General features: G+C 65.4%; 14 protein-coding genes and 1 pseudogene. 8 read left to right on the forward strand and 7 right to left on the reverse strand.

Annotated features, from left to right (window positions below; genetic code table 11):
- Positions 1–119: 119 nt before the first annotated feature.
- A pseudogene (locus AB0L58_RS07865) lies at positions 120–287 on the reverse strand (NADH-flavin reductase); the annotation flags it as partial.
- An 89-nt stretch (positions 288–376) separates the two neighbouring features.
- Between AB0L58_RS07865 and AB0L58_RS07870 the strand changes: the two are divergent.
- The 3 genes from AB0L58_RS07870 to AB0L58_RS07880 all read left to right on the forward strand — a co-directional run bounded on the left by AB0L58_RS07870 (position 377) and on the right by AB0L58_RS07880 (position 3,478).
- Positions 377–1,753, forward strand: coding sequence for an MFS transporter (locus AB0L58_RS07870; RefSeq protein ID WP_364382884.1), 1,377 nt, complete (start codon positions 377–379; stop codon positions 1,751–1,753).
- Entirely contained in the window at positions 1,743–2,162 is a 420-nt protein-coding gene (locus AB0L58_RS07875; protein ID WP_364382887.1) for a MarR family winged helix-turn-helix transcriptional regulator, read from the forward strand. Before AB0L58_RS07870 ends, AB0L58_RS07875 begins: the two co-directional genes overlap by 11 nt.
- A gap of 89 nt (positions 2,163–2,251) precedes the next feature.
- Positions 2,252–3,478, forward strand: a complete 1,227-nt coding sequence (locus tag AB0L58_RS07880) for a cytochrome P450 (RefSeq protein WP_364382890.1) — start codon at positions 2,252–2,254, stop codon at positions 3,476–3,478.
- A gap of 664 nt (positions 3,479–4,142) precedes the next feature.
- Here the strand turns inward: AB0L58_RS07880 and AB0L58_RS07885 are convergent.
- Positions 4,143–4,451: a hypothetical protein gene (locus AB0L58_RS07885; protein WP_364382893.1), complete on the reverse strand. Its 309-nt coding sequence runs from the start codon at positions 4,449–4,451 to the stop codon at positions 4,143–4,145.
- A 181-nt stretch (positions 4,452–4,632) separates the two neighbouring features.
- On the reverse strand, positions 4,633–5,106 hold the full coding sequence (locus tag AB0L58_RS07890; protein ID WP_364382896.1) for a hypothetical protein: 474 nt from the start codon (positions 5,104–5,106) through the stop codon (positions 4,633–4,635).
- 157 nt (positions 5,107–5,263) lie between these two features.
- Here AB0L58_RS07890 and AB0L58_RS07895 point away from each other — a divergent pair, with 157 nt between their 5' ends.
- Positions 5,264–6,184, forward strand: a complete 921-nt coding sequence (locus AB0L58_RS07895; protein WP_364382899.1) for an LLM class flavin-dependent oxidoreductase — start codon at positions 5,264–5,266, stop codon at positions 6,182–6,184.
- An 82-nt stretch (positions 6,185–6,266) separates the two neighbouring features.
- Here AB0L58_RS07895 and AB0L58_RS07900 read toward each other — a convergent pair whose 3' ends face one another.
- Positions 6,267–8,819, reverse strand: coding sequence for an MFS transporter (locus AB0L58_RS07900; RefSeq protein WP_364382902.1), 2,553 nt, complete (start codon positions 8,817–8,819; stop codon positions 6,267–6,269).
- Between the two features lie 307 nt (positions 8,820–9,126).
- Positions 9,127–10,083, reverse strand: a complete 957-nt coding sequence (locus AB0L58_RS07905) for a polysaccharide deacetylase family protein (protein WP_364382904.1) — start codon at positions 10,081–10,083, stop codon at positions 9,127–9,129.
- 163 nt (positions 10,084–10,246) lie between these two features.
- Between AB0L58_RS07905 and AB0L58_RS07910 the strand changes: the two genes are divergently transcribed.
- Positions 10,247–11,845 (forward strand): putative glycoside hydrolase, encoded by a 1,599-nt coding sequence (locus tag AB0L58_RS07910; RefSeq protein WP_364382907.1) that lies wholly within the window; start codon positions 10,247–10,249, stop codon positions 11,843–11,845.
- 3 nt (positions 11,846–11,848) lie between these two features.
- On the opposite strand, the gene AB0L58_RS07915 is transcribed toward AB0L58_RS07910, so the two are convergent.
- The gene (locus tag AB0L58_RS07915; RefSeq protein WP_364382910.1) at positions 11,849–13,333 is read right to left on the reverse strand and encodes an alpha/beta fold hydrolase; all 1,485 of its coding nucleotides are present in this window, start codon (positions 13,331–13,333) and stop codon (positions 11,849–11,851) included.
- A gap of 137 nt (positions 13,334–13,470) precedes the next feature.
- Here AB0L58_RS07915 and AB0L58_RS07920 point away from each other — a divergent pair, with 137 nt between their 5' ends.
- Both AB0L58_RS07920 and AB0L58_RS07925 read left to right on the forward strand, forming a co-directional pair.
- Positions 13,471–13,797: a hypothetical protein gene (locus tag AB0L58_RS07920; RefSeq protein ID WP_364382913.1), complete on the forward strand. Its 327-nt coding sequence runs from the start codon at positions 13,471–13,473 to the stop codon at positions 13,795–13,797.
- 48 nt (positions 13,798–13,845) lie between these two features.
- Positions 13,846–15,219, forward strand: a complete 1,374-nt coding sequence (locus tag AB0L58_RS07925) for an AIM24 family protein (protein ID WP_364382916.1) — start codon at positions 13,846–13,848, stop codon at positions 15,217–15,219.
- A gap of 48 nt (positions 15,220–15,267) precedes the next feature.
- Here the strand turns inward: AB0L58_RS07925 and AB0L58_RS07930 are convergent, their stop codons facing one another.
- Positions 15,268–17,292 (reverse strand): M3 family metallopeptidase, encoded by a 2,025-nt coding sequence (locus AB0L58_RS07930; protein WP_364382918.1) that lies wholly within the window; start codon positions 17,290–17,292, stop codon positions 15,268–15,270.
- Between the two features lie 111 nt (positions 17,293–17,403).
- Between AB0L58_RS07930 and AB0L58_RS07935 the strand changes: the two genes are divergently transcribed.
- Entirely contained in the window at positions 17,404–18,963 is a 1,560-nt protein-coding gene (locus AB0L58_RS07935; protein ID WP_364382921.1) for a phosphatase PAP2 family protein, read from the forward strand.
- Positions 18,964–18,992: the final 29 nt, after the last annotated feature.

Here is an 18,992-nt window from a genome sequence, read left to right on the forward strand (position 1 = left end):
TCCGGCCGAAATCCGGTGGGCAGGTCGATCGCGGCGGGGAACGCACCATCCGCCGCCGCCCGATCCACGGGTAGCAGCACGGCGATGCCCAGGCACGCCCGCGGCGACGCTGCCCATTCTCAGTAGCCGACGGTGAAATGCTGTGTTTCGCATGATGTTTCGAGTTCATCGAGGACGGCAACGGCGAGGTCTTCGGCCGAGATTCGGGAGGCACCGTCGGTATCGGTGACCAGGGTGGTGGTGCCGCGTCGGTATTTTCCGGTGTGATGTCCGGGTTCGCGGAGGGCGGGCTCGGCAGAGATGAGCGCTTGTTCCGCAGCTCACATCCTGGACTACACCCTTGCATTCGGAACGATTGTGCTTACACAATCATTGTGTGAATACAACTGTTGGAGACCTGACACCGCAGCGGAAGCTGCTGGTGTTGGCGACGTGTTGCCTGAGTCTGCTGATCGTGTCGATGGATTCGACGATCGTGAATGTCGCGGTGCCCGCGATCCGGGTGGATCTGGACGCGCCACTGGCCCGACTGCAGTGGATCATCGATATCTACACGCTCACCCTGGCCAGCCTGCTGATGCTCGCGGGCGCGACGGCGGATCGGTTCGGTCGGCGGCGGGTGTTCCGGATCGGTTTGACGGTATTCGCACTCGGCTCGCTGGCCTGCAGCCTTGCGCCGAATATCGAAACCCTTATCGGGGCGAGGTTTTTGCAGGCAATCGGCGGGTCGATGCTGAATCCGGTCGCGATGTCGATCATTACGCAGGTCTTCACCGGGAAGGTGGAACGTGCTCGTGCGGTGGGGATTTGGGGTGCCGTGGTCGGTATTTCGATGGCACTGGGGCCGATGGTCGGCGGCGTGCTGATCGATGCGCTGGGGTGGCAGTCGGTGTTCTGGATCAATCTGCCGATCTGTGCGCTCGCGCTGGTCTTGACGACGCTGTTTGTGCCCGAATCGAAGTCGACCACGGTGCGCGGACTCGATCCGATCGGACAGTTGTTGGCGATCGCGATGCTGTTCACGGTGGTATTCGGGTTGATCGAGCGGTTGCCGGCGGTGTTCGTGGTGTCGGCGGTGGCCTTGGTGGGCTTCCTGTGGCAGGAATCGCGGCGCTCGGATCCATTCATCGATCTACGGTTCTTCCGCAGTGTGCCGTTCGCTTCGGCGACGGTGACCGCGATCTTCGCCTTCGCCGCGCTGGGCGCCTTCCTGTTCACCTGCTCGCTGTATCTGCAAGAGCTGCGCGGCTATTCGGCGGTGCACACCGGATTGCTCTATCTGGCCATGGCGGTCGCGACGCTCATTTTCTCGCCGCTGTCGGGACGGCTGGTCGGGCGCTACGGGACCAGGCCGTCATTGCTCGCGGCGGGCATCGCGCTGACCGTCGCCGCCGTGCTGCTCACCCGACTCGATGCGACAACTCCGGTCTGGCACCTGCTCATCGTCTTCGCGATCTTCGGAATCGGTTTCGGCATGGTCAACGCGCCGATCACCACGGCCGCGGTCAGCGGGATGCCGCTGGATCGCGCGGGCGCCGCGGCGGCGGTCGCCTCGACCAGCAGGCAGGTGGGCGTGAGCATGGGCGTCGCACTGTGCGGCACGCTGACCGGTACCGGTCTGTGGTGGCTGATCGCGGTGTTCACCGCCGGTATCGCCATACTCGGCATAGTCGCGAACACCCGCTGGGCCGCGCGGTCCCGCGATCGCGTCGCCCCGATACTGGAAGAGAAGGTCCCCGCACATGCCGGATGACGTACCCACCGCCGACGAGGTGTGGGCCCAGCTCACCCACCTGGTGATGGATACCCGTGACTCGTGGAAGCGCGCGGTCAGCGAGCGAACCGGGTTGCCGTTCAGTCGAATTCGCATTCTGCGCCGCCTGCGCCCCGGCCCGCTCACCCTCAACCAGATCGCGCAGGCGACCGGCATGGACGCGCCCGCCACCACGGTCGCGGTCAACAATCTCGATGAACTCGGGCTCGTCGTGCGCGAGATCGACCCGACCAACCGCCGCCGCAAGCAGGTCTCCGTCACCAGCGCCGGTCGCGCCGTCCTCGCACAGGCCATGGCCACCCCGGACCCCGCCCCGGCCGCGGTCGCCGCCCTCTCCCCCGACGATCTGCGAACGCTGCACCAGCTCTTACGCAAGCTCGAGCACTGACCACCGAAACCCCGGGCATTCCACCATGTCGAAGCGACACACTGTGCTTCAATCGTGCATAGAACGTGTTCTAGCTCTGGGAGGTGGCCATGGCCACGCCGTCGATCCCCACCGGATTCGATTTCACCGACCCGGACCTGTGGGCCGAACGCAGACCCATCGAGGAATTCGCGGAGCTGCGCCGGACCGCACCGGTCTGGTGGTGCGCCCAGTCCGACCGGTCCAGCGGCTTCGACGACGGCGGCTACTGGGCGGTCACCAAACTCGAAGACATCAAAGAGATCTCGAAACATCCGGAGATCTTCTCCTCGACCGAGAACAGCGCGATCATCCGGTATCAGTCCACCATCACCCGCGAACAGATCGACCTGCAGCGGCTGATCCTGCTCAATATGGATCCGCCGATCCACACCAAGAATCGGCGCATCGTGTCCAAGGGCTTCACCCCGCGCGCGGTGGAGGGTCTGCGGGCGGCACTCACCGAGCGTGCCGCCCGGATCGTGCACGAGGCCAAGAAGTCCGGCAGCGGTGACTTCGTGGAACAGGTCGCCTGCGAATTGCCGCTGCAGGCCATCGCCGAGCTACTCGGGGTGCCGCAGCAGGACCGCAAGAAGCTGTTCCACTGGTCGAATCAGATGATCGGCGCCGACGACCCGGAATACGCCACCGATGCGCCGACCGCCCAGCTCGAACTGAGCGGATACGCGTGGACCATGGCCGAGCAGCGACGGGCTTGCCCCGCCGACGATATCGTGACGCAGTTGGTGAACGCCGATATCGACGGCGAACACCTGGGGTCGGACGAGTTCGCCTTCTTCGTGATTCTGCTGTCGGTGGCCGGAAACGAAACCACCCGCAACTCGATCACGCACGGCATGAAGGCCTTCGTCGACCATCCGGACCAGTGGGAGCTCTACAAGGAGTTACGCCCGCGCACCGCCCCCGACGAGATCGTCCGCTGGGCGACACCCGTCTCGGTATTCCAGCGGACCGCGACCCGCGATGTCGAACTCGGCGGGCAGTTGATACGCAAAGGCCAGCGCGTCGGGCTGTTCTACAGCTCGGCCAACTTCGACGAGGACGCCTTCGCGAATCCCTTCGACTTCGACATCCTGCGCGATCCCAATCCGCACGTCGGATTCGGCGGTGCGGGCACCCACTACTGCCTCGGCGCGAATTTGGCCCGCCTCGAGATCGATCTGATGTTCAACGCGATCGCCGATACCATGCCAGAGCTCAGCCAGGTCACCGAACCCGAGTTCCTGCGCTCCGGATGGCTCAATGGAATCAAGCGGTGGGAAGTACGTTTCGATTGATGTGGCCGGAATCGGCGATGCGTCGACCGTGTCTACTATCTCCGAAATTCAGAGGCACACGACCCAGGTGACCGATCCGAGCCAGATGGGGAAGCAAATGAAGACCGATTGCACGGGGGCGGCGGGCGCGGCCGGAGCCGGAGGCTCGCCGGCGGACGCGCTGGGCGCCGCGGCAACGCCGAGAGATAGGGCGACAGCACAAGCGGCAAGAGACTTTGCGATCTTGGTAGACATCTGTCGAGCCTTTCATAATTGAGCTTTGCACTACTGTGTTGCAGCAGAGCGGAGTCCGGAAGGCAAAGCCTCCACATCAATAATTCGAACCTGTCGTTCTTTCGGATCCATGCGGCATAGCGGGGCGCTGGAACCCGGCGAAAGCGTCGCGCAGCCCATGGCGTCATCGAGGGATTATCGGTGAACGTCACGTCGAATTCGGCATCGCAAACAGACGGATATCCTGTTGTGCCCTTTTTCTTCTGATGTCCGGTATCGAATTTCCCCCGCACCGTTGGACGAGTAAGTCTCGTCCCCCGGTCGAGCGCGCGTGCCCGCTCAGCCGCGCACCGCGGGTGACCGGATAGGCGGCGCCAGCAGCCCCATCGCGCGCCGCATTCCGGTCCGGCGCACCGGACTTCGGCCGGGACGCTTTACGAATTCGACGGCCTCAGATACAGATGCTGAAAGCGAACACGCCGAGCGGAATCGTGAAGCAGAACGTCACCGAACCAACCGCGGGGGTCGGCGCGGGCGTTTCCGGCGCGGCCGATGCAGTCGGCGCGAGCGTGACCACAGACAAAGCAATGGCAATCGCGGCGAAAGCCGCGGCAAGTTTTGCGTACATTGCTGATATTCCTTCGTTGTGCGACGGTAATAGCTCGAGCCGATGACGGCTCTTACTCAGATGTTCCTCCGCCGCAACAACGTTCACAAGGCTATTGCGAACTCGTGACACCACATGGGGCATTTCTGCCATAACCGGATAAATGCGACATGATCTGCCATCTTGTGCGACAACCGTGCCGGTCGAAGGTTCGGTTATTGTCCTACCGTGAATTCCGCTTACCTCGGCGCGAGGTGACTGCGTCCGGCGAAATCACCTCGCCGCGAAAGAGTTCCCGCGAAATCGGGCATGGTCGACCGTAGTCGACCATGGGCTAGTTCGGCACGATGTCGTACTTCAGTAGCTGGAAGCCGGTGGGCACAGTGGCGCTCATCGAGATGCGATCGCCGGACCAGGCACCGACCAAAGCAATATCGCCACCGGCACAATCCGCATCTTCCGCGGTGAGCATCGGCAGTGGGTGAACGCGGTGCCGATCGTCGCCGTGGCGGACCGTCGCCTTGTCCACATAGGCGCGTTTGTCGTGATTGAGAATGTAGCGGCCGATGAAGCCGTGCTGGGGCGCGACCAATGGGGCGACGGTGGCGGCCCGGTCGTAGAGACTCGTCTGCTCCCCGACCTGCGGTCCCGCCCACACTACGCGGGTCGGCACCGTCAGCAGGCGCTCCACCCCCTGGACGAAGTCGTCGCCGATCCAGGCGCGTCTCAGGAATCGGACCTTGGGTTCCAGATATCCGATCAGCTTGTGGTCGGTGTCCAGGAAGACGGCTCGGCAGAACGGCCCCACGGGGATGATTTCCTCTCTGGGATAACGGCTTTCGGACAATTTAACCCTGCGGACCGCGACCCGGCTCGCCGGGTGGTTACAGTCGAGTTACCGGCGTGTTCAGGTCTGGCTCGAGATCACCCCGAACGGCCGCGTCGACGCGGGTTAGGCTCGGATGATGCGATACGCCATATCGGTTCCGCAGCTCATTCCCGACGGATCGTTCCAACCGGAAGATCTGCGGGCCTACCTGGATCGAGCCGAGGCACTCGGCTTCGAGAGCGCGTGGACGACCGAGCAACTGCTCGGATCCGCGCCCAATCTGAGTCCGATCGAGTTGTTGACCTTCGCGGCCGCATGCAATGAGCGGCTGCGCTTCGGATGCGCGGTGTTCGTGACGCCGCTGCACAATCCGGTGCACCTCGCCAAACGCATCAGCACCCTCGATCAGCTGACCCGCGGTCGGCTCGAGATCGGCGTCGGCATCGGTGGCCGCAACCGGATGTTCTCGGCCTTCGATGTCGACCCGGCCGACAATCTGGTGACCCGCTTCAATGAGGGCCTGCGCGTCATGAAGGCGCTGTGGACCCAGCCGCGGATCGATTTCGAGGGCGAGTTCTGGCAGCTGACCGGCGCCACCATGGAGCCGAAGCCCTTCCAGAAGCCTTATCCGCCACTGTGGTTCGGCGGCAGCACCCCCGCGGCATTGCGCCGGGCGATCCGGCACGGCAACGGATTCTTCGGCGCCGGTTCGACTACCACGGCCAAATTTGCCGAGCAGGTCCGCTACGTCCGCGAGACGCTGGCCGAAAACTCCGGCGCCCCAGCGGATTTCCGCATCGCCAAGCGCGTCTATCTCGCGGTCGACGACGATCCGGTGCAGGCCGAACAGCGCATGGCCGCCGCGCTGATCGACTTCTACGGCGAATTCGGCAAATCCCTACTACCGGTCGCCGTGCACGGCACGCCGAAGGACTGCATCCAGGGCCTACGCGAGGTCGTCGCCGCCGGGGCCGAAATGATCCTGATCAATCCGCTGTTCGACGTTGCCGCCCAAATGGAGCGCATTGCATTGGAGGTGCTGCCGCACGTCGAATGAGCGGCCACACCTGACGCCAGCGCCCCCTCGGCAATGACAGACGCCGCCTCGGCGGTCACGCGACGAGCGCGTCGCGGCCAAGTCAGCGGGATTCCGGAGCTTCGGCGGATTCGTAGCCGAGGCGGACGTCGTGGGTGACCTCGCCGCCGGAGACCGTGACTCGGGTGGTGACCGGTGGGTAGCCGCGGGCGATGACGGTGTAGTGGCCTTCGGGGAGATCGCTTACCAGGTAGCGGCCGTCGGCGTCGGTGCGGGCGGTGGCGGTGAGGTCGCCGGACGCGTCCAGGACGGTGATCTGGATGTCCGGGACGGCTCGGTCGCCGTCGGCCCACGCGGATCCGGCCAGCACGGCCATCGATGCCATCTCGATATCGTGCCGCAACAGACCACTGTCGGAGATGGTGAGTGTGGTCGCGCTGGGACGCATATGTTCGGCGACGGCCACCAGGGTGTAGGTGCCCGAGACGATGCCGTGGCAGACATAACCGCCATCCGCCGCGGTAATGGCCGCCCCGACGACCTCACCGTGGATATCGGTCAGCGTGACGGTGGCACCGGGTAGTGGGGTGCCGCGCCCGGCCGAGCGGACGACACCGGACAATTCGCCGGAGCCGGTGAGGGTCAGGTCCAGCAGCTGTGGCCGCTGTCCGATGGCCACGCTCACCGCCTCCGGCCGGTGTCCGGTCGCCGATGCGATCAAAACGTAGTTGCCCGCGGCGGGCGCATCGATGCGGTAGCCGCCGTCGGCATCCCCGGTCGCGCGCGAAACCTGGTGTCCCCGTTGGTCGATAAGGGTCAGCACCGCGCCCGGCACCGGTCTGCCGTCCTCGCGTCCGATCCGGCCGCCGATCGATGCGACTTCGTCGTCGTGGCCCGAATGCGACTGCGGCACAACGGCGGCCACATACACACCGTTGCCGTCGTGTTGCACCGAGACGCGGCCCACCGCGCCCGCGAGCACTGGTTCCGGTTCGGAGAGCACCTCCGCGGCACCCTCCCAGACCTGCGCCTCGGCCCAGCTGGAATCGACCTCCGGGACTGCCGGCTCCGGCACGGGAACCGGATCATCTTGCAGCGGAATCTCTTTCATGAACATCAGCACCAGGCAGGCCAGCAGCGCAACGGCCGCGGCGGCATAGAAGACACCGTGCATCGCATCGGTGAACCCGATCAGAATGGGCACCTTCAGCTCATCCGGCCTCGCCGCGATTCCGCTGGTGTTGCTCTGCATGGTGCTCAACTGCGCGGCATCGAAGCCCGGGGGCAATGCACCACCGAATGCGTCGATGATCCGGTGCGGCAACAGATTGAACAGAATGGTCAGGAACACCGCGACACCGAGCGTGCCGCCCATCTGCCGGAAGAAGGTCGCCGACGCGGTCGACACACCCATATCCGAACGCGGACCGGCATTCTGCGCCGCGATGATCAGGGTCTGCATGCAGCAACCGAGCCCGAAGCCGATGACACCGCCGTAGACCAGCGGCTGCCACAGCGGACTGTCGTAATGCACCTGCCCGTAGAGCGCCGCACCGACCGCGATGACGAATGTCCCGATCACCGGCAGGATCTTGTAGCGCCCGGTCAATTTGGTGGTCAATCCGGCCAGCTGTGATCCGAACATGATCCCCAGCACCAGCGGCAGCATCAGTAGACCCGATTTGGTCGGCGAATATCCGCGCACCACTTGGAAGTACTGCGGCACCATGACAATCGCACCGAACATCGCGATACCGACGATGAACCCACCCGCAATGGTCACGCTGAAGGTCGAATTCTTGAACAGCCGCAGCGGAATCAGCGCCGCATCCTTCATCAGGAATTCGACGAGCAGGAACAACAGCAGCCCGCCCGCACCGATCCCGTAGCAGATGAGCGCGCGCTGCGAACTCCAGCCCCAATCGCGGCCCTGTTCGGCGACGATCAGCAGCGGCACCACACAGGTTGTCAATGCCACCGCACCGAACCAGTCGATACGGTGATCCTGGCGCTGATGCGGCGCATTGAGCACCTTGGCGACCACGCCGAGCGCGAGCACACCGATCGGCGCATTGACCAGGAAGACCCAGCGCCAACCCTCGATACCCCAGAGCTGGTCGTAGTTCGAGAAGAATCCGCCGAGCACCGGACCGAGCACGGTCGCCGAACCGAAGACCATCATGAAATAGCCCTGGTAGCGCACCCGCTCCCGGGCGGGCACGATATCGCCGATGATGGTGAACGCCAACGACATCAATCCGCCCGCACCCAGGCCCTGGAAGGCGCGGAATCCGGCGAGCTCGTACATCGAGGTGGCGAAGGTACAGGCCACCGAACCGATGACGAACAGGCCGATCGCGGTGAGGTAGAACGGCTTTCGGCCGTAGATATCGGCCAACTTGCCGTACAGCGGCGTGGTGATCGTCGCGGTGATCAGATATGCCGTGGTCGCCCAGGCCTGTTCGTCGAATCCGTCCAGGCTGTTGGCGATCCGCACGATCGCGACGCTCACGATGTTCTGATCCAGCGCGGCGAGGAACATGCCGAGCAGCAATCCGGACAGGATGGTCAGGATCTGCCGGTGCGACAGTGACGTACCCTCACCGGCATCCAGGTCCGGCGACGTCGCCGGGGCCTGGCTGGTCGAATTCGTCATAATTTGAGCCCTAGTTCTGATCGGCTATCCGTGGTGGAAGTGCTCTCGAAACCTGAGTCGAGCCGGTTGAGCAGTTGGCACACTGCGCCACAAGCGATCTGCCCCCACACCGATCCCCTGTAACTAGTTGCGCTCGCTAATATACATACGGCCGCGCAGGGCGAAACGGCCTGGTCGGGTCATCCGATATGCAATGTCTCAGCGGCCGAGCGGATCCGTATCGCTCGGTAGCGGATCGCCGACAACTGGTTGGCCGTGCGTCGACCACCACTGCCGGGTACGGTCGCGCGAACTGTGCGCCTACCTGTCAATAGGGGTTGAACTGGCTGCGCCAGCGCGGATTCAGTTCGTCGGCAAGCAGTCCGGGGGCCGAGATCTTGTCGGGGTTGCCGTCGGAGGTATAGCGCTGGTCCGGATGTCGGTCGAGGCGGTCGAGCCAGTAGGCGGAGGCGAAATCGACCTCGCTCTTTCCCGACCGGATGCGCGGCACACCAGTGGGATCGACCTGGCCGAATGGCGAGGGTGCCGGTTCTGCGCCGACCAAGAGCACAGCCTCGAAGGTGTAGTCGGTGCCGCCCCAACTGCCCGCGGTGGCCAGTGCACGATCGGTCGGGAAGATGCCGAGCGGTAAGGCCATCGTGCGCACCCGATTGCCCGGGGCCGCGGCCGAGATCGCGCGCAGGTTCTCGACCAGCTCACGCTGTACACCCGCGCGGTCCAGGCGACCGAGATCGGCGTGGTTCGCGGTGTGCGCGCCGATCTCGTATCCATGGGCGGCCAACCAGGGCAGTGCGCGCGCGTCACCGGCGAACGGCTCGTTATTGACGTAGCACGTCGCGGTCGGCCGGAAATCCGGATTGCGCGCACCGAACTCCTCGAGAATCCCGATCGCGGTGTCCGGGGCCACCTTCGCATCCTCGGTGAACCGGAGTTGGGTGGTGGTGGAATCGTCGAAGGTGAGCACCACGGGATGGGTGCCCGCGGGGATATCCATATGACCGGAGATGTAGTCGGCGACGGTTACCGGCCGATAGTTCTCGCGGTGCAAACGCTCGAGTTCGGCGCGGAACTTCTCCGGAGTCTGGTCGTATTCGCCGACCGGCGTCGGTGTCACCTGGTGGTACATCAGGATGGGGACGAGTCCGAGTTCGTTGGCTGCCACCGCGATCGGGTCGGGTGTCGGTGTGGCCACCGGAATCTTCTCGATGGCCGCCGGGACGGGATCCGCCGCGCCACCGCATGCGGCGGCCGTCGCGAATATCAAGGCCGACAGGACAACCCGAGTTCCGATAGCCGCGCACCGCACCACCGATCGAACGGTACGCGGCGGCAGGGAATCTCGGTTGCGAATCGGCATAACCACGCCCGATGACGTTGTCTGAGGTAGATAGTTAGGCAATAGCGACAGATGAAAGTTGGTGTGCGCGTTGGACGAATTGGTCCGGATCACCGGGCGGTGGCGGCTCGCGGCAATAGCGGTTATCGCAGCTTTATCAATCCTCATCGCATCCGTGATCATCGGCGCCAATAGATCCGAGCCCGCGGGTTTGGCGCTGGCCGGATTACCGGACCGCCTCGTCGGCGCCAGCACACTGACCGGTCTCGCATTGCGCGTGGACGCGCACGGCCACAACCCGAACGACATTCGGCTCGAACTCGACGGCACTGCGGTGACCGGCACGGTCGAGGGCGATTCGGTGGTGTACCGACCCGGACAGCTCACCGACGGCGACCACAAGTTCACCGCCGAGATCCCACGCGGTGGCATACTCGGGCTGTTCAGCGCCGGTCCGGGCGTTACCGCGACCTTCACCGTGGATACCGAGGCGCCGAAACTCGAGGTGACGCAGCCGCGCACGGCCGGATCGTATCGTCAGCCGATCACATTGCGCGGCAAGGAATCCGGTGCGGTACACATCTCCGTCGGCGCACAATCGGTCACGCCGGCCACGGACGGCACCTTCGAGATCACACTGCCCCGCACACCGGTCGGCGGTGCGGTGACCGCGGTCGACGCGGCCGGAAACAAGGCGACGCAGGCGATTACGACCTCGGTCGATATGCCCCGGGTCAAGGCCGCGCACGTGACAGCGTACGGATGGGCGTACGAGGGTCTGCGCGAGCCCATTCTGGATATGGCCCGAGAGGGGCGCATCGACACCGTTCAGCTCGATATCAAGGATGAGGACGGCGTTATCGGGTACGACTCGCAAGTGCCGCTGGCACGGCAGGCGGGTGCGGCCACCGATATCTACGATGTACGTGCGACCCTGCGGCAACTGCACGAGATGAATCTACGGGTGGTCGGGCGGATCGTGGCCTTCCGTGATCCGACGATGGCCGAATGGGCCTGGCGCGAAGGTCATCCGGACTGGGTCATCCAGAATCCCGCCGGCCAGCCGTATGCCAGCAAGTACGGGGCGATCGCATTCACCAACTTCGCCAATCCCGAAATCCGCAAGTACAATATCGATCTCGCGGCCGAGGCGGCCGAACTCGGCTTCGACGGGATCATGTACGACTATGTCCGGCGGCCGGACGGTCCACTGTCACAGATGCAGTTTCCGGGTCTGACCGAGACGCCGAGCGCGTCCATTGCCGAGTTCCTACACGAAAGCCGGGATCCGGTACGCGACAAGGGCGCGAATCTCAGTGCCGCGGTATTCGGTATCGCCGCGACGCGACCGGATGAGATCGCACAGGATATTCCGGCGATCGCTCGGAATGTCGACTATGTGGCACCGATGCTCTACCCGTCGCATTGGAATGCCGGTGAATACGGTGTGGCGAACCCCAATGCCCAGCCGTACGACATCATTTTCCGATCGCTCGCCGACTTCTTCGAGCAGACCAAAGGTACCGGCGCGAAAGTAATTCCCTGGCTACAGGATTTCAGCTTGGGTGTGAACTACGGCGATGCCGAGGTCAAGGCGCAGATCGATGCGGCTGCGGCAGCGGGGACGAACAGCTTCTTCCTCTGGAATGCGGCGTCGCGGTATCACTCGTGGGCGGTCGTGCCGGGTTGATTCCTACTGGTCCGCTTGGCAGGTGACGTCGGTAGCAGGCAGCGCGCCGTCGGCGTAGTAGGTATTGATCGCGTTGTTGACGCATGCGCTCAGGTCGGGCCGGAAGGTCATGTGGATGCGGATGTCCTGGAGTGTGACCATGCGGGATGCGGATAGATGCTGATGCAGTCGGGCGCCGTGGGCATACGGCGTTCGGGCGTCGCCGGTCGCCTGCAGGATGAGCGCGGGAACCGAATTCCGCACGGTGGTAGCGGGTTCGACGGGGCCGGGCCAGAATGCGCACGGTTGGATATTGTTGGCCAGCGGGCCGAAGATCGGCTGCGTGGCACGACTGGCTTCGATATTGCTCGCGTACCACGCCGGATCCGTCGGTGCGGCGGCATCGCCACAGGCGATCTGGGCCAGGGTGGAGTTCTCCTCGGATCGCAACGCCTGCAATACGATCTTCAGGCGTGGCGCGCGGGCAGCCACCGGTGGGCCGCCCGCCGCATCGGCGATCTCGCGGAGCGTTTCGGCCAGCGCTTGGTTGCGCCGGAAGTCGGTCGCCATATTGTGCAGGAGGAACGGGAGCCAGTGATCGTCGATCGGGAAGTCGTCGATCACGATCGGTTGGCGTGCCGCCGTCGCCATCAGCTCGGTCAACGTGCTGCGCACGTCGGCCGGAGTCGCCCCGAAGTGATACGTATCATCGTGTCCCGCAGCCCAATTCGACCATTCGTCGATCGCTCGCTCGTCCGAGGGACCCCAATCCTGGACAAGGCCCGTCCAATACCGATCCGGATCGATCGCGCTGTCGAACACCATCCGGTCGCTGCGTTCGGGAAACATCTGGGTGAATACCGCACCGAGGTATGTGCCGTAGGAGACGCCGTAGTAGCTGAGCTTCGACTCACCCAAGGCCACTCGGATGACATCCATATCGCGGGCGGTATTGCGAGTGGTGAGCTGACGCACCTGCACCGGATCATCGGCCAGACAGCCCGCGGCCATCTCCGCCGCCAGTGCGGTTTCCCGCGCGAAGCCCTGCGAATCCAGCCCCGCCGAATGGATCATTTCGCCGACCGGCCAGCCACAGCGCGGCGTGCGTCCGGACTCGCCGACACCGCGCGGATCCATACCGATCACATCGAAGCGGGCCTTCACCTGCGGGCTGAGCACATCACCGAGCAGATCCACGGTGTCCAAACCCGATGCGCCGGGGCCGCCCGGATTGGCCAGCAGCACACCATGGCGCTGCTCCGGATCGATGGCCCGCACCCGGGATATCGCGATTTTCAGCGTGCGATCGTAGGGCCGCAGGTAATCGAGCGGCACCAGCACATCCGCACATTCGCCCCCGGCCTTGTCCAAATCCTCGATATCGCAAGGGTGCCAGTGCAGTCGCTGGTGGTAGAACCGGTATACCGGATCGACCTGCGCTCCGGGGACGGTGATCAGCGCCGACCCGACCGCTACCAGCACCAACCACCGCAAAAGCCTCGCCGACAACCCACTCGCCTCTCACCAGCAAATCCCGCAACTTGGTACCACAATCAACCGAAGGGCACCCTTGCCACATGTGGTGGTGCCGCCGATACTCCAAGGGGGCCGCGCTGCCGCCGGTTCCGCGACAAGGGGAGGAACGCATGCTTCGAAACCCATTGAATTCACTACGGACAGTGGATGATTCGCTCGCCTACGGGCAACCCTACGAAACTTCCGATGGCACCACGGTTATCACCGTCGCGAGGACGGGCGGCCTGCTGCGGGGCGCTCGTCCGGTAGGTGCGTTCGTGGTCCATGAAGGCGAGGTCAGCTGGACGCCAGCGGTCGATGAGACCCGGATCGCGCTGATGGGTGAATTGATCGGGCTGCTGGCCGCGGTCATCGCCACGCTCGCGGTGCTGCGCAGGCCGCCGTGGCCGGATCTATCAGGGGTTGTGGCAATCGGGCGGGACTCGCGACACACTTGATCCCGTGAATCGCATCCCACTCGGACATATCGACCGGGGCGGTCCGCCGTGACCGCACTCGCACGCGGGGAAAATCGCCCCGCGCCCGGCGACCGGATGACCGTGACCGTCACCTGTGCAGCGCCGGTCGATGTCTCGGCCCTGCTGCTCGGGGCCAACGGACGGGTCCGGTCCGATGCCGACTTCGTCTTCTTCAATCAGCCGGTCGGGCCCGGTGTCACGTATCGGCACGGCCGGGGTGCGGGCGATATGGTCGACGTACAGACCTCCGCACTGCCCGCCGATGTCGACAAGGTGGTGGTCACCGCCAGTCTCGACGGCAGCGGGCCGCCGACCTTCGCGGGCGCGAGTTCGCTGACCGCGACCATCGGGTCCGATACCGGAACGCTGACCTTCCCGATGACCGGGCTCAGCACCGAGACGGCCGTGGTGTGCGTGGAGATCTACCGGCGCGGCGGCGCGTGGAAGGTGCGCGCGGTCGGGCAGGGCTATGACAACGGACTGGCCGGAATCGCGACGGCGTTCGGTGTGAATATCGACGACGAACCCGAAGCGCCGCCGCCGCCCGCTGCGGCCCCGCCGCAATACCCGGCCCAGCCGCAGGCGCCGGTTCCGCCCGCCTATCCCCAGTCCGGCGTCGTACCGCCGCCCCCACCGATGTCACCCCAGCAAGGAGCGCTGCCGATGCAGAGCGAACTGTTCAATCCGAGCCACGCCGAGGTCAACGGCATCGGCATCCAGAAGCAGGGCGGCAAGATGATCAAGGTCGCCGTCAATGGCGAGACCATGGCGCGGGCCGGCTCGATGGTCGCCTACCAGGGCGATCTGCACTTCAAGGCGCTCGGTTCGGGCGGTATCGGCCGTGCGATCCAGCAGCGGCTCACCGGCGAAGGTGTCCCGCTGATGCAGGTGTCCGGTCGCGGTGACCTGTTCCTCGCCGATGCCGCCGCCGACGTGCACACCGTCGATCTCGACGGCACCGATGGGCTCACCATCAACGGTTCGAATGTGCTCGCCTTCGATACCTCGCTGTCCTACAACATCCAAAGGGTGCAGGGCGCAGCCGGTTTCGCCAGTAATGCGGGCTTCTTCAACTGCGTGTTCAGCGGTCGTGGTCGCATCGCCATCACCACTCACGGCTCGCCGGTTGTCCTCAATGTCGACCAACCCACCTACGCCGATCCGCAGGCCGCGGTGGCCTGGTCGTCGAGTCTGTCCACCGGCATCAAACGCAACGACTCCTTCGGTCTCGGCCGCCTCATCGGCCGCAGCACCGGCGAGGGCCTGACACTGTCGTTCTCCGGACGCGGCTTCGTCATCGTGCAGCCGTCGGAACTGCCGCCGGGCGGTTTCATCGGCGGCACCGGTGGCGGTCAGGAGGCCGGGCAAAGCGGCGGCGTGCTCGGCGGGTTGTTCGGCTAACCCACCCGCGCTGGAACCGGCTGGGTCACAGCCGGTTCCAGCCTCGGATCAGTTCAGCAAGCCGCGCCGCGCCAGGAGCGGTTCGATTTCCGGTGCGCGGCCGCGGAAGGCTTCGAAGGCCTCGAGCGGGTCGACCGAGCCACCGCGGGCGAGCAGTGCACGGCGGAATGTCTCGCCCTTCTCCCGGATCGACGCGTCGCCCTCGTCGAACCACTCGACGGTGTCCGCGTCGAGCACCTCGCTCCAGATGTAGGAGTAGTAGCCCGCCGCGTAGCCGCCGGAGAAGATGTGGGCGAAATATCCGGTCCGGTAGCGCGGCGGAATCGCGTCGATGGCCAGACCGGCCTTGCGCAGCGCCTCCTCCTCGAACACCTCGGCATCGGTTTCGGCCAGCGCCTCGGGTGCGGGCACGCGATGCCATGCCCAGTCCAGTAGTGTCGCGCCGAGGTATTCGACGGTCTTGAAGCCCGTACCGAACCGTTCGGCCTCCGCCATCCGCTCGACCAGTTCGGTGGGCATCGGCTCACCGGTCTCGATATGCCTGGCGTAGTTGGCCAGCATCTCCGGTCGCGACATCCACATCTCGTTCACCTGGGACGGGAATTCGACGAAATCCCGTGGTACTTCGGTACCGGAGAAGAACGGGTACGTCACATCCGAGAACAGTCCGTGCAGCGCGTGCCCGAACTCGTGGAAGAGCGCGCGCACGTTATCCCAGGTGAGCAGTGCGGGTTCACCCGCCGGCGGCTTGACGATATTGAGGTTGTTGACCACCACCGGCCGCTTACCCAAAAGCCGTGACTGGCTGACCAATTCGTTCATCCACGCCCCACCACGCTTCGACGGCCGCGCGAAGAAGTCGGCGAGGAACAGTCCGAGCGCACTGCCGTCCGCGTCGAACACCTCGAAGGTCCGCACTTCCGGGTGGTATCCGACCAGATCCGCGCGCTCCCGGAAGGTGATCCCATACACCTGCTCGGCGGCGAAGAACACCCCGTCGCGCAACACCCGCTCCAGCTCGAAATAGGGACGCAGTGCCTCCGCGTCCACCGAAAACCGTTCGGCCCGAACCTTTTCCGACCAGAACTGCCAATCCCACGAGCGCAGCTGCGGCCCACCCATGGCTTGTGCCAACTCGGCCGCCTCACGCTCGGCATTGGCCACCGCCGGCGCGACCAATCGCCCGAGCATTTCCTCCACCGCCGCAGTGGTTTTCGCGGTCTGATCCTCGACGGCGTAGGCCGCGTGATCCGAATAGCCGAGCAGCGCCGCCCGTTCCGCGCGCAATGCGGCGATCCGCACGGCCAGCGCGCCGTTATCCCCCAATCCGCGCCCCAGCGATGCCGCCATTACCTGCTGCCGCATGTCCCGATCGGCCAATTCCGCCAGTACGGGCTGATTCGACATGTTCTGCAGCCGAAGCGCCCACGCACCGTCGCGCCCCAACTCCCGCGCGTTCGCCGCGGCCGCCGCCACAGCCGCCTGCCCCAACCCCGCCAATTCCGCCGCGGACTCGACGACAACCGTCGCGGCATTGGTCGCGGCCAACAGGTTCTGCCCGAATTCCGTTGCCGCAGAGGCAAGTTCCGCATTCAACTCGCGCAACCGCCCCTGTCCGGCCGCATCCAGCCGAGCCCCCGCCCGCACGAACCGGATATGGTACTGCTCCAGCAGCCGCGTTTCCTCGGGATCCGATCCCAATTCCTCCCGGCGCCCATAGAGCGCCTCGACCCGCGCGAAGAGCGTTGGATCCAGATAGACCGCGTCCCGATGCGCCGCCAACTTCGGCGACACCTCGGCCTCGATCGCATCGGTGGCCTCGCTGGAATCGGAGAGCGTGATATTGAAGAACACATTCGTGACCCGCGTCAGCGTCGCACCCGAACGCTCCAATGCCGCAATGGTATTCGCGAAACTCGGCTCCTGCCCGCCCGAGGTGATGGCGGCGACCTCGGCCAGTTGCTCCGCCATCCCTCGCTCGAACGCAGGCAAATAGTGCTCAACGCCGATCTCGGTGAACGGCGGAAGCTCATACGGCAGCGCACTGGACTCGAAGAACGGGTTGCTCGTCATAGATGAACCCTATGCTGCGATCGCGTTCCCATCACAGCCGATTGCCGCCGGGCGAGCCACGGCGCCGACGGCGCAGCCGGGGTTTCCGCCGCGATCGGTAGTGTCGAGCGGGTGAGTAGCTGGGTGCGGCGGAAGTTCCACAGAGTCGGACGATTCGATCGGGCGGTCGGCAGCGCGGTCGCCGAGTTACCGGCGTCCATGATCGACAACGGCATGCTGCGGCTCACCAAGAGTGCCGACTTCAGCGCGCTGTGGCTGGTCTCGGCGGCACTGCTCGCCACCCGCGAAGGCACACCGCGGCGGGCCGCGCTGCGCGGCGTCGTCTCGGTCGCGGGCGCGAGCCTGGCCGTCAATTTCGGACTCAAGACGCTCATTGCGCGGCGCCGACCGGCCGCCGAACTGTTGCCCGCATACCGGCGGTTGACGCCCGCCCCGAGGTCCTCCTCCTTCCCGTCCGGGCACAGCGCCTGCGCGGCGGCATTCGCCACCGCGGTCGCACTCGAAAGTCCGCGCACCGCATTGGTTGTCGCCCCGCTGGCCGCCACCGTCGCCTACTCGCGAGTGCACACCGGCGTGCACTGGAGCTCCGATGTGCTCGTCGGGGCGGCCGTTGGTTCCGGTATCGCATTGGCCACCCGGCGCTGGTGGCCGGTGCGGGAATCGGACGAGGCGCAGGCCAGGCCGGTCCGCGAGGCGCCGGCACTGGTGGCGGGCAAAGGGCTTGTGGTGGTGGTGAATCCGGTTTCCGGTGATCCCGACTACGATCCCACCGCCGATGTCATCGCGGCCCTGCCCGCCGCCACCGTGCTGCGCACCGAACCCGATCTGGATGTTGTCGAACAGTTCGAGCGGGCACTCGCCGAACACGCCGGACCGGTGCGAGCGATCGGCATCGCCGGTGGCGACGGCACCGTGGCCGCCGCGGCAGCGGTGGCGCTGCGGCACGAGTTGCCACTGGCCGTCATCCCCACCGGCACCCTCAACCATTTCGCACGTGACCTCGGCGTCTATGACCTGCGCGAGGTAATCGACGCCACCGGTGTCGGCGAGGCGGTCGCGGTCGACATCGCGAGCGTCGAATACGGTGACGAAACCGGTTCGCACACCAGGCATTTGCTCAATACCGCCAGCATCGGCGCCTATCCGGACCTGGTGCGGCTGCGCGAGAAATGGCAGCCGCGCTGGGGCAAATGGCCCGCCTTCGCGGCCGCGCTCGCGGTCACCCTGCACCGGGCCGAGCCGATCGAGATCCATCTCGACGGTCGCTGGCAGCGGGTGTGGTTCCTGTTCGTCGGTAACGGGCCCTACCACCCGCACGGCGCCGTACCCGCCTTCCGCGACCGGCTCGACGCCGGACTGCTCGACGTCCGCTGGCTGCGCGCCGATCTGCGCTGGTCGCGCACCCGCGCAGTGGTGGCGCTGCTGCTGGCCGCGATCGGCCACAGCAAGGTCTACGGCGAGCGCCGCGTACCCGAGTTGTACGTGCATTTGCCCAGTCCGGAGGCGCTGGCCACCGATGGCGAGGTAATCGGCAAGGCCACCCGCCTGCATTTCGCGATGGCGGGCCAGCTCGCCGCCTACCGCCGCGACGAATCGAATCCGCGCTGGGCCGATCGGGTCCGCCCGCACCACCGCCGCTCGCCCTGGCTGCGCGACGCCTTCCGCAGCTAACGATGAATTTTCGGCGGGAGCGACGTCGT

Origin of the sequence: Nocardia sp. NPDC052112 (assembly GCF_040680135.1) — a bacterium.
GTDB lineage: Bacteria > Actinomycetota > Actinomycetes > Mycobacteriales > Mycobacteriaceae > Nocardia.

Coding starts and splice junctions, on each gene's coding strand:
- AB0L58_RS07930 (WP_364382918.1), bottom strand. CDS start 17,292: ATGACGAGCAACCCGTTCTTCGAGTCCAGTGCGCTGCCGTATGAGCTT.
- AB0L58_RS07920 (WP_364382913.1), top strand. CDS start 13,471: ATGCTTCGAAACCCATTGAATTCACTACGGACAGTGGATGATTCGCTC.
- AB0L58_RS07875 (WP_364382887.1), top strand. CDS start 1,743: ATGCCGGATGACGTACCCACCGCCGACGAGGTGTGGGCCCAGCTCACC.
- AB0L58_RS07895 (WP_364382899.1), top strand. CDS start 5,264: ATGCGATACGCCATATCGGTTCCGCAGCTCATTCCCGACGGATCGTTC.
- AB0L58_RS07880 (WP_364382890.1), top strand. CDS start 2,252: ATGGCCACGCCGTCGATCCCCACCGGATTCGATTTCACCGACCCGGAC.
- AB0L58_RS07900 (WP_364382902.1), bottom strand. CDS start 8,819: ATGACGAATTCGACCAGCCAGGCCCCGGCGACGTCGCCGGACCTGGAT.
- AB0L58_RS07885 (WP_364382893.1), bottom strand. CDS start 4,451: ATGGCAGAAATGCCCCATGTGGTGTCACGAGTTCGCAATAGCCTTGTG.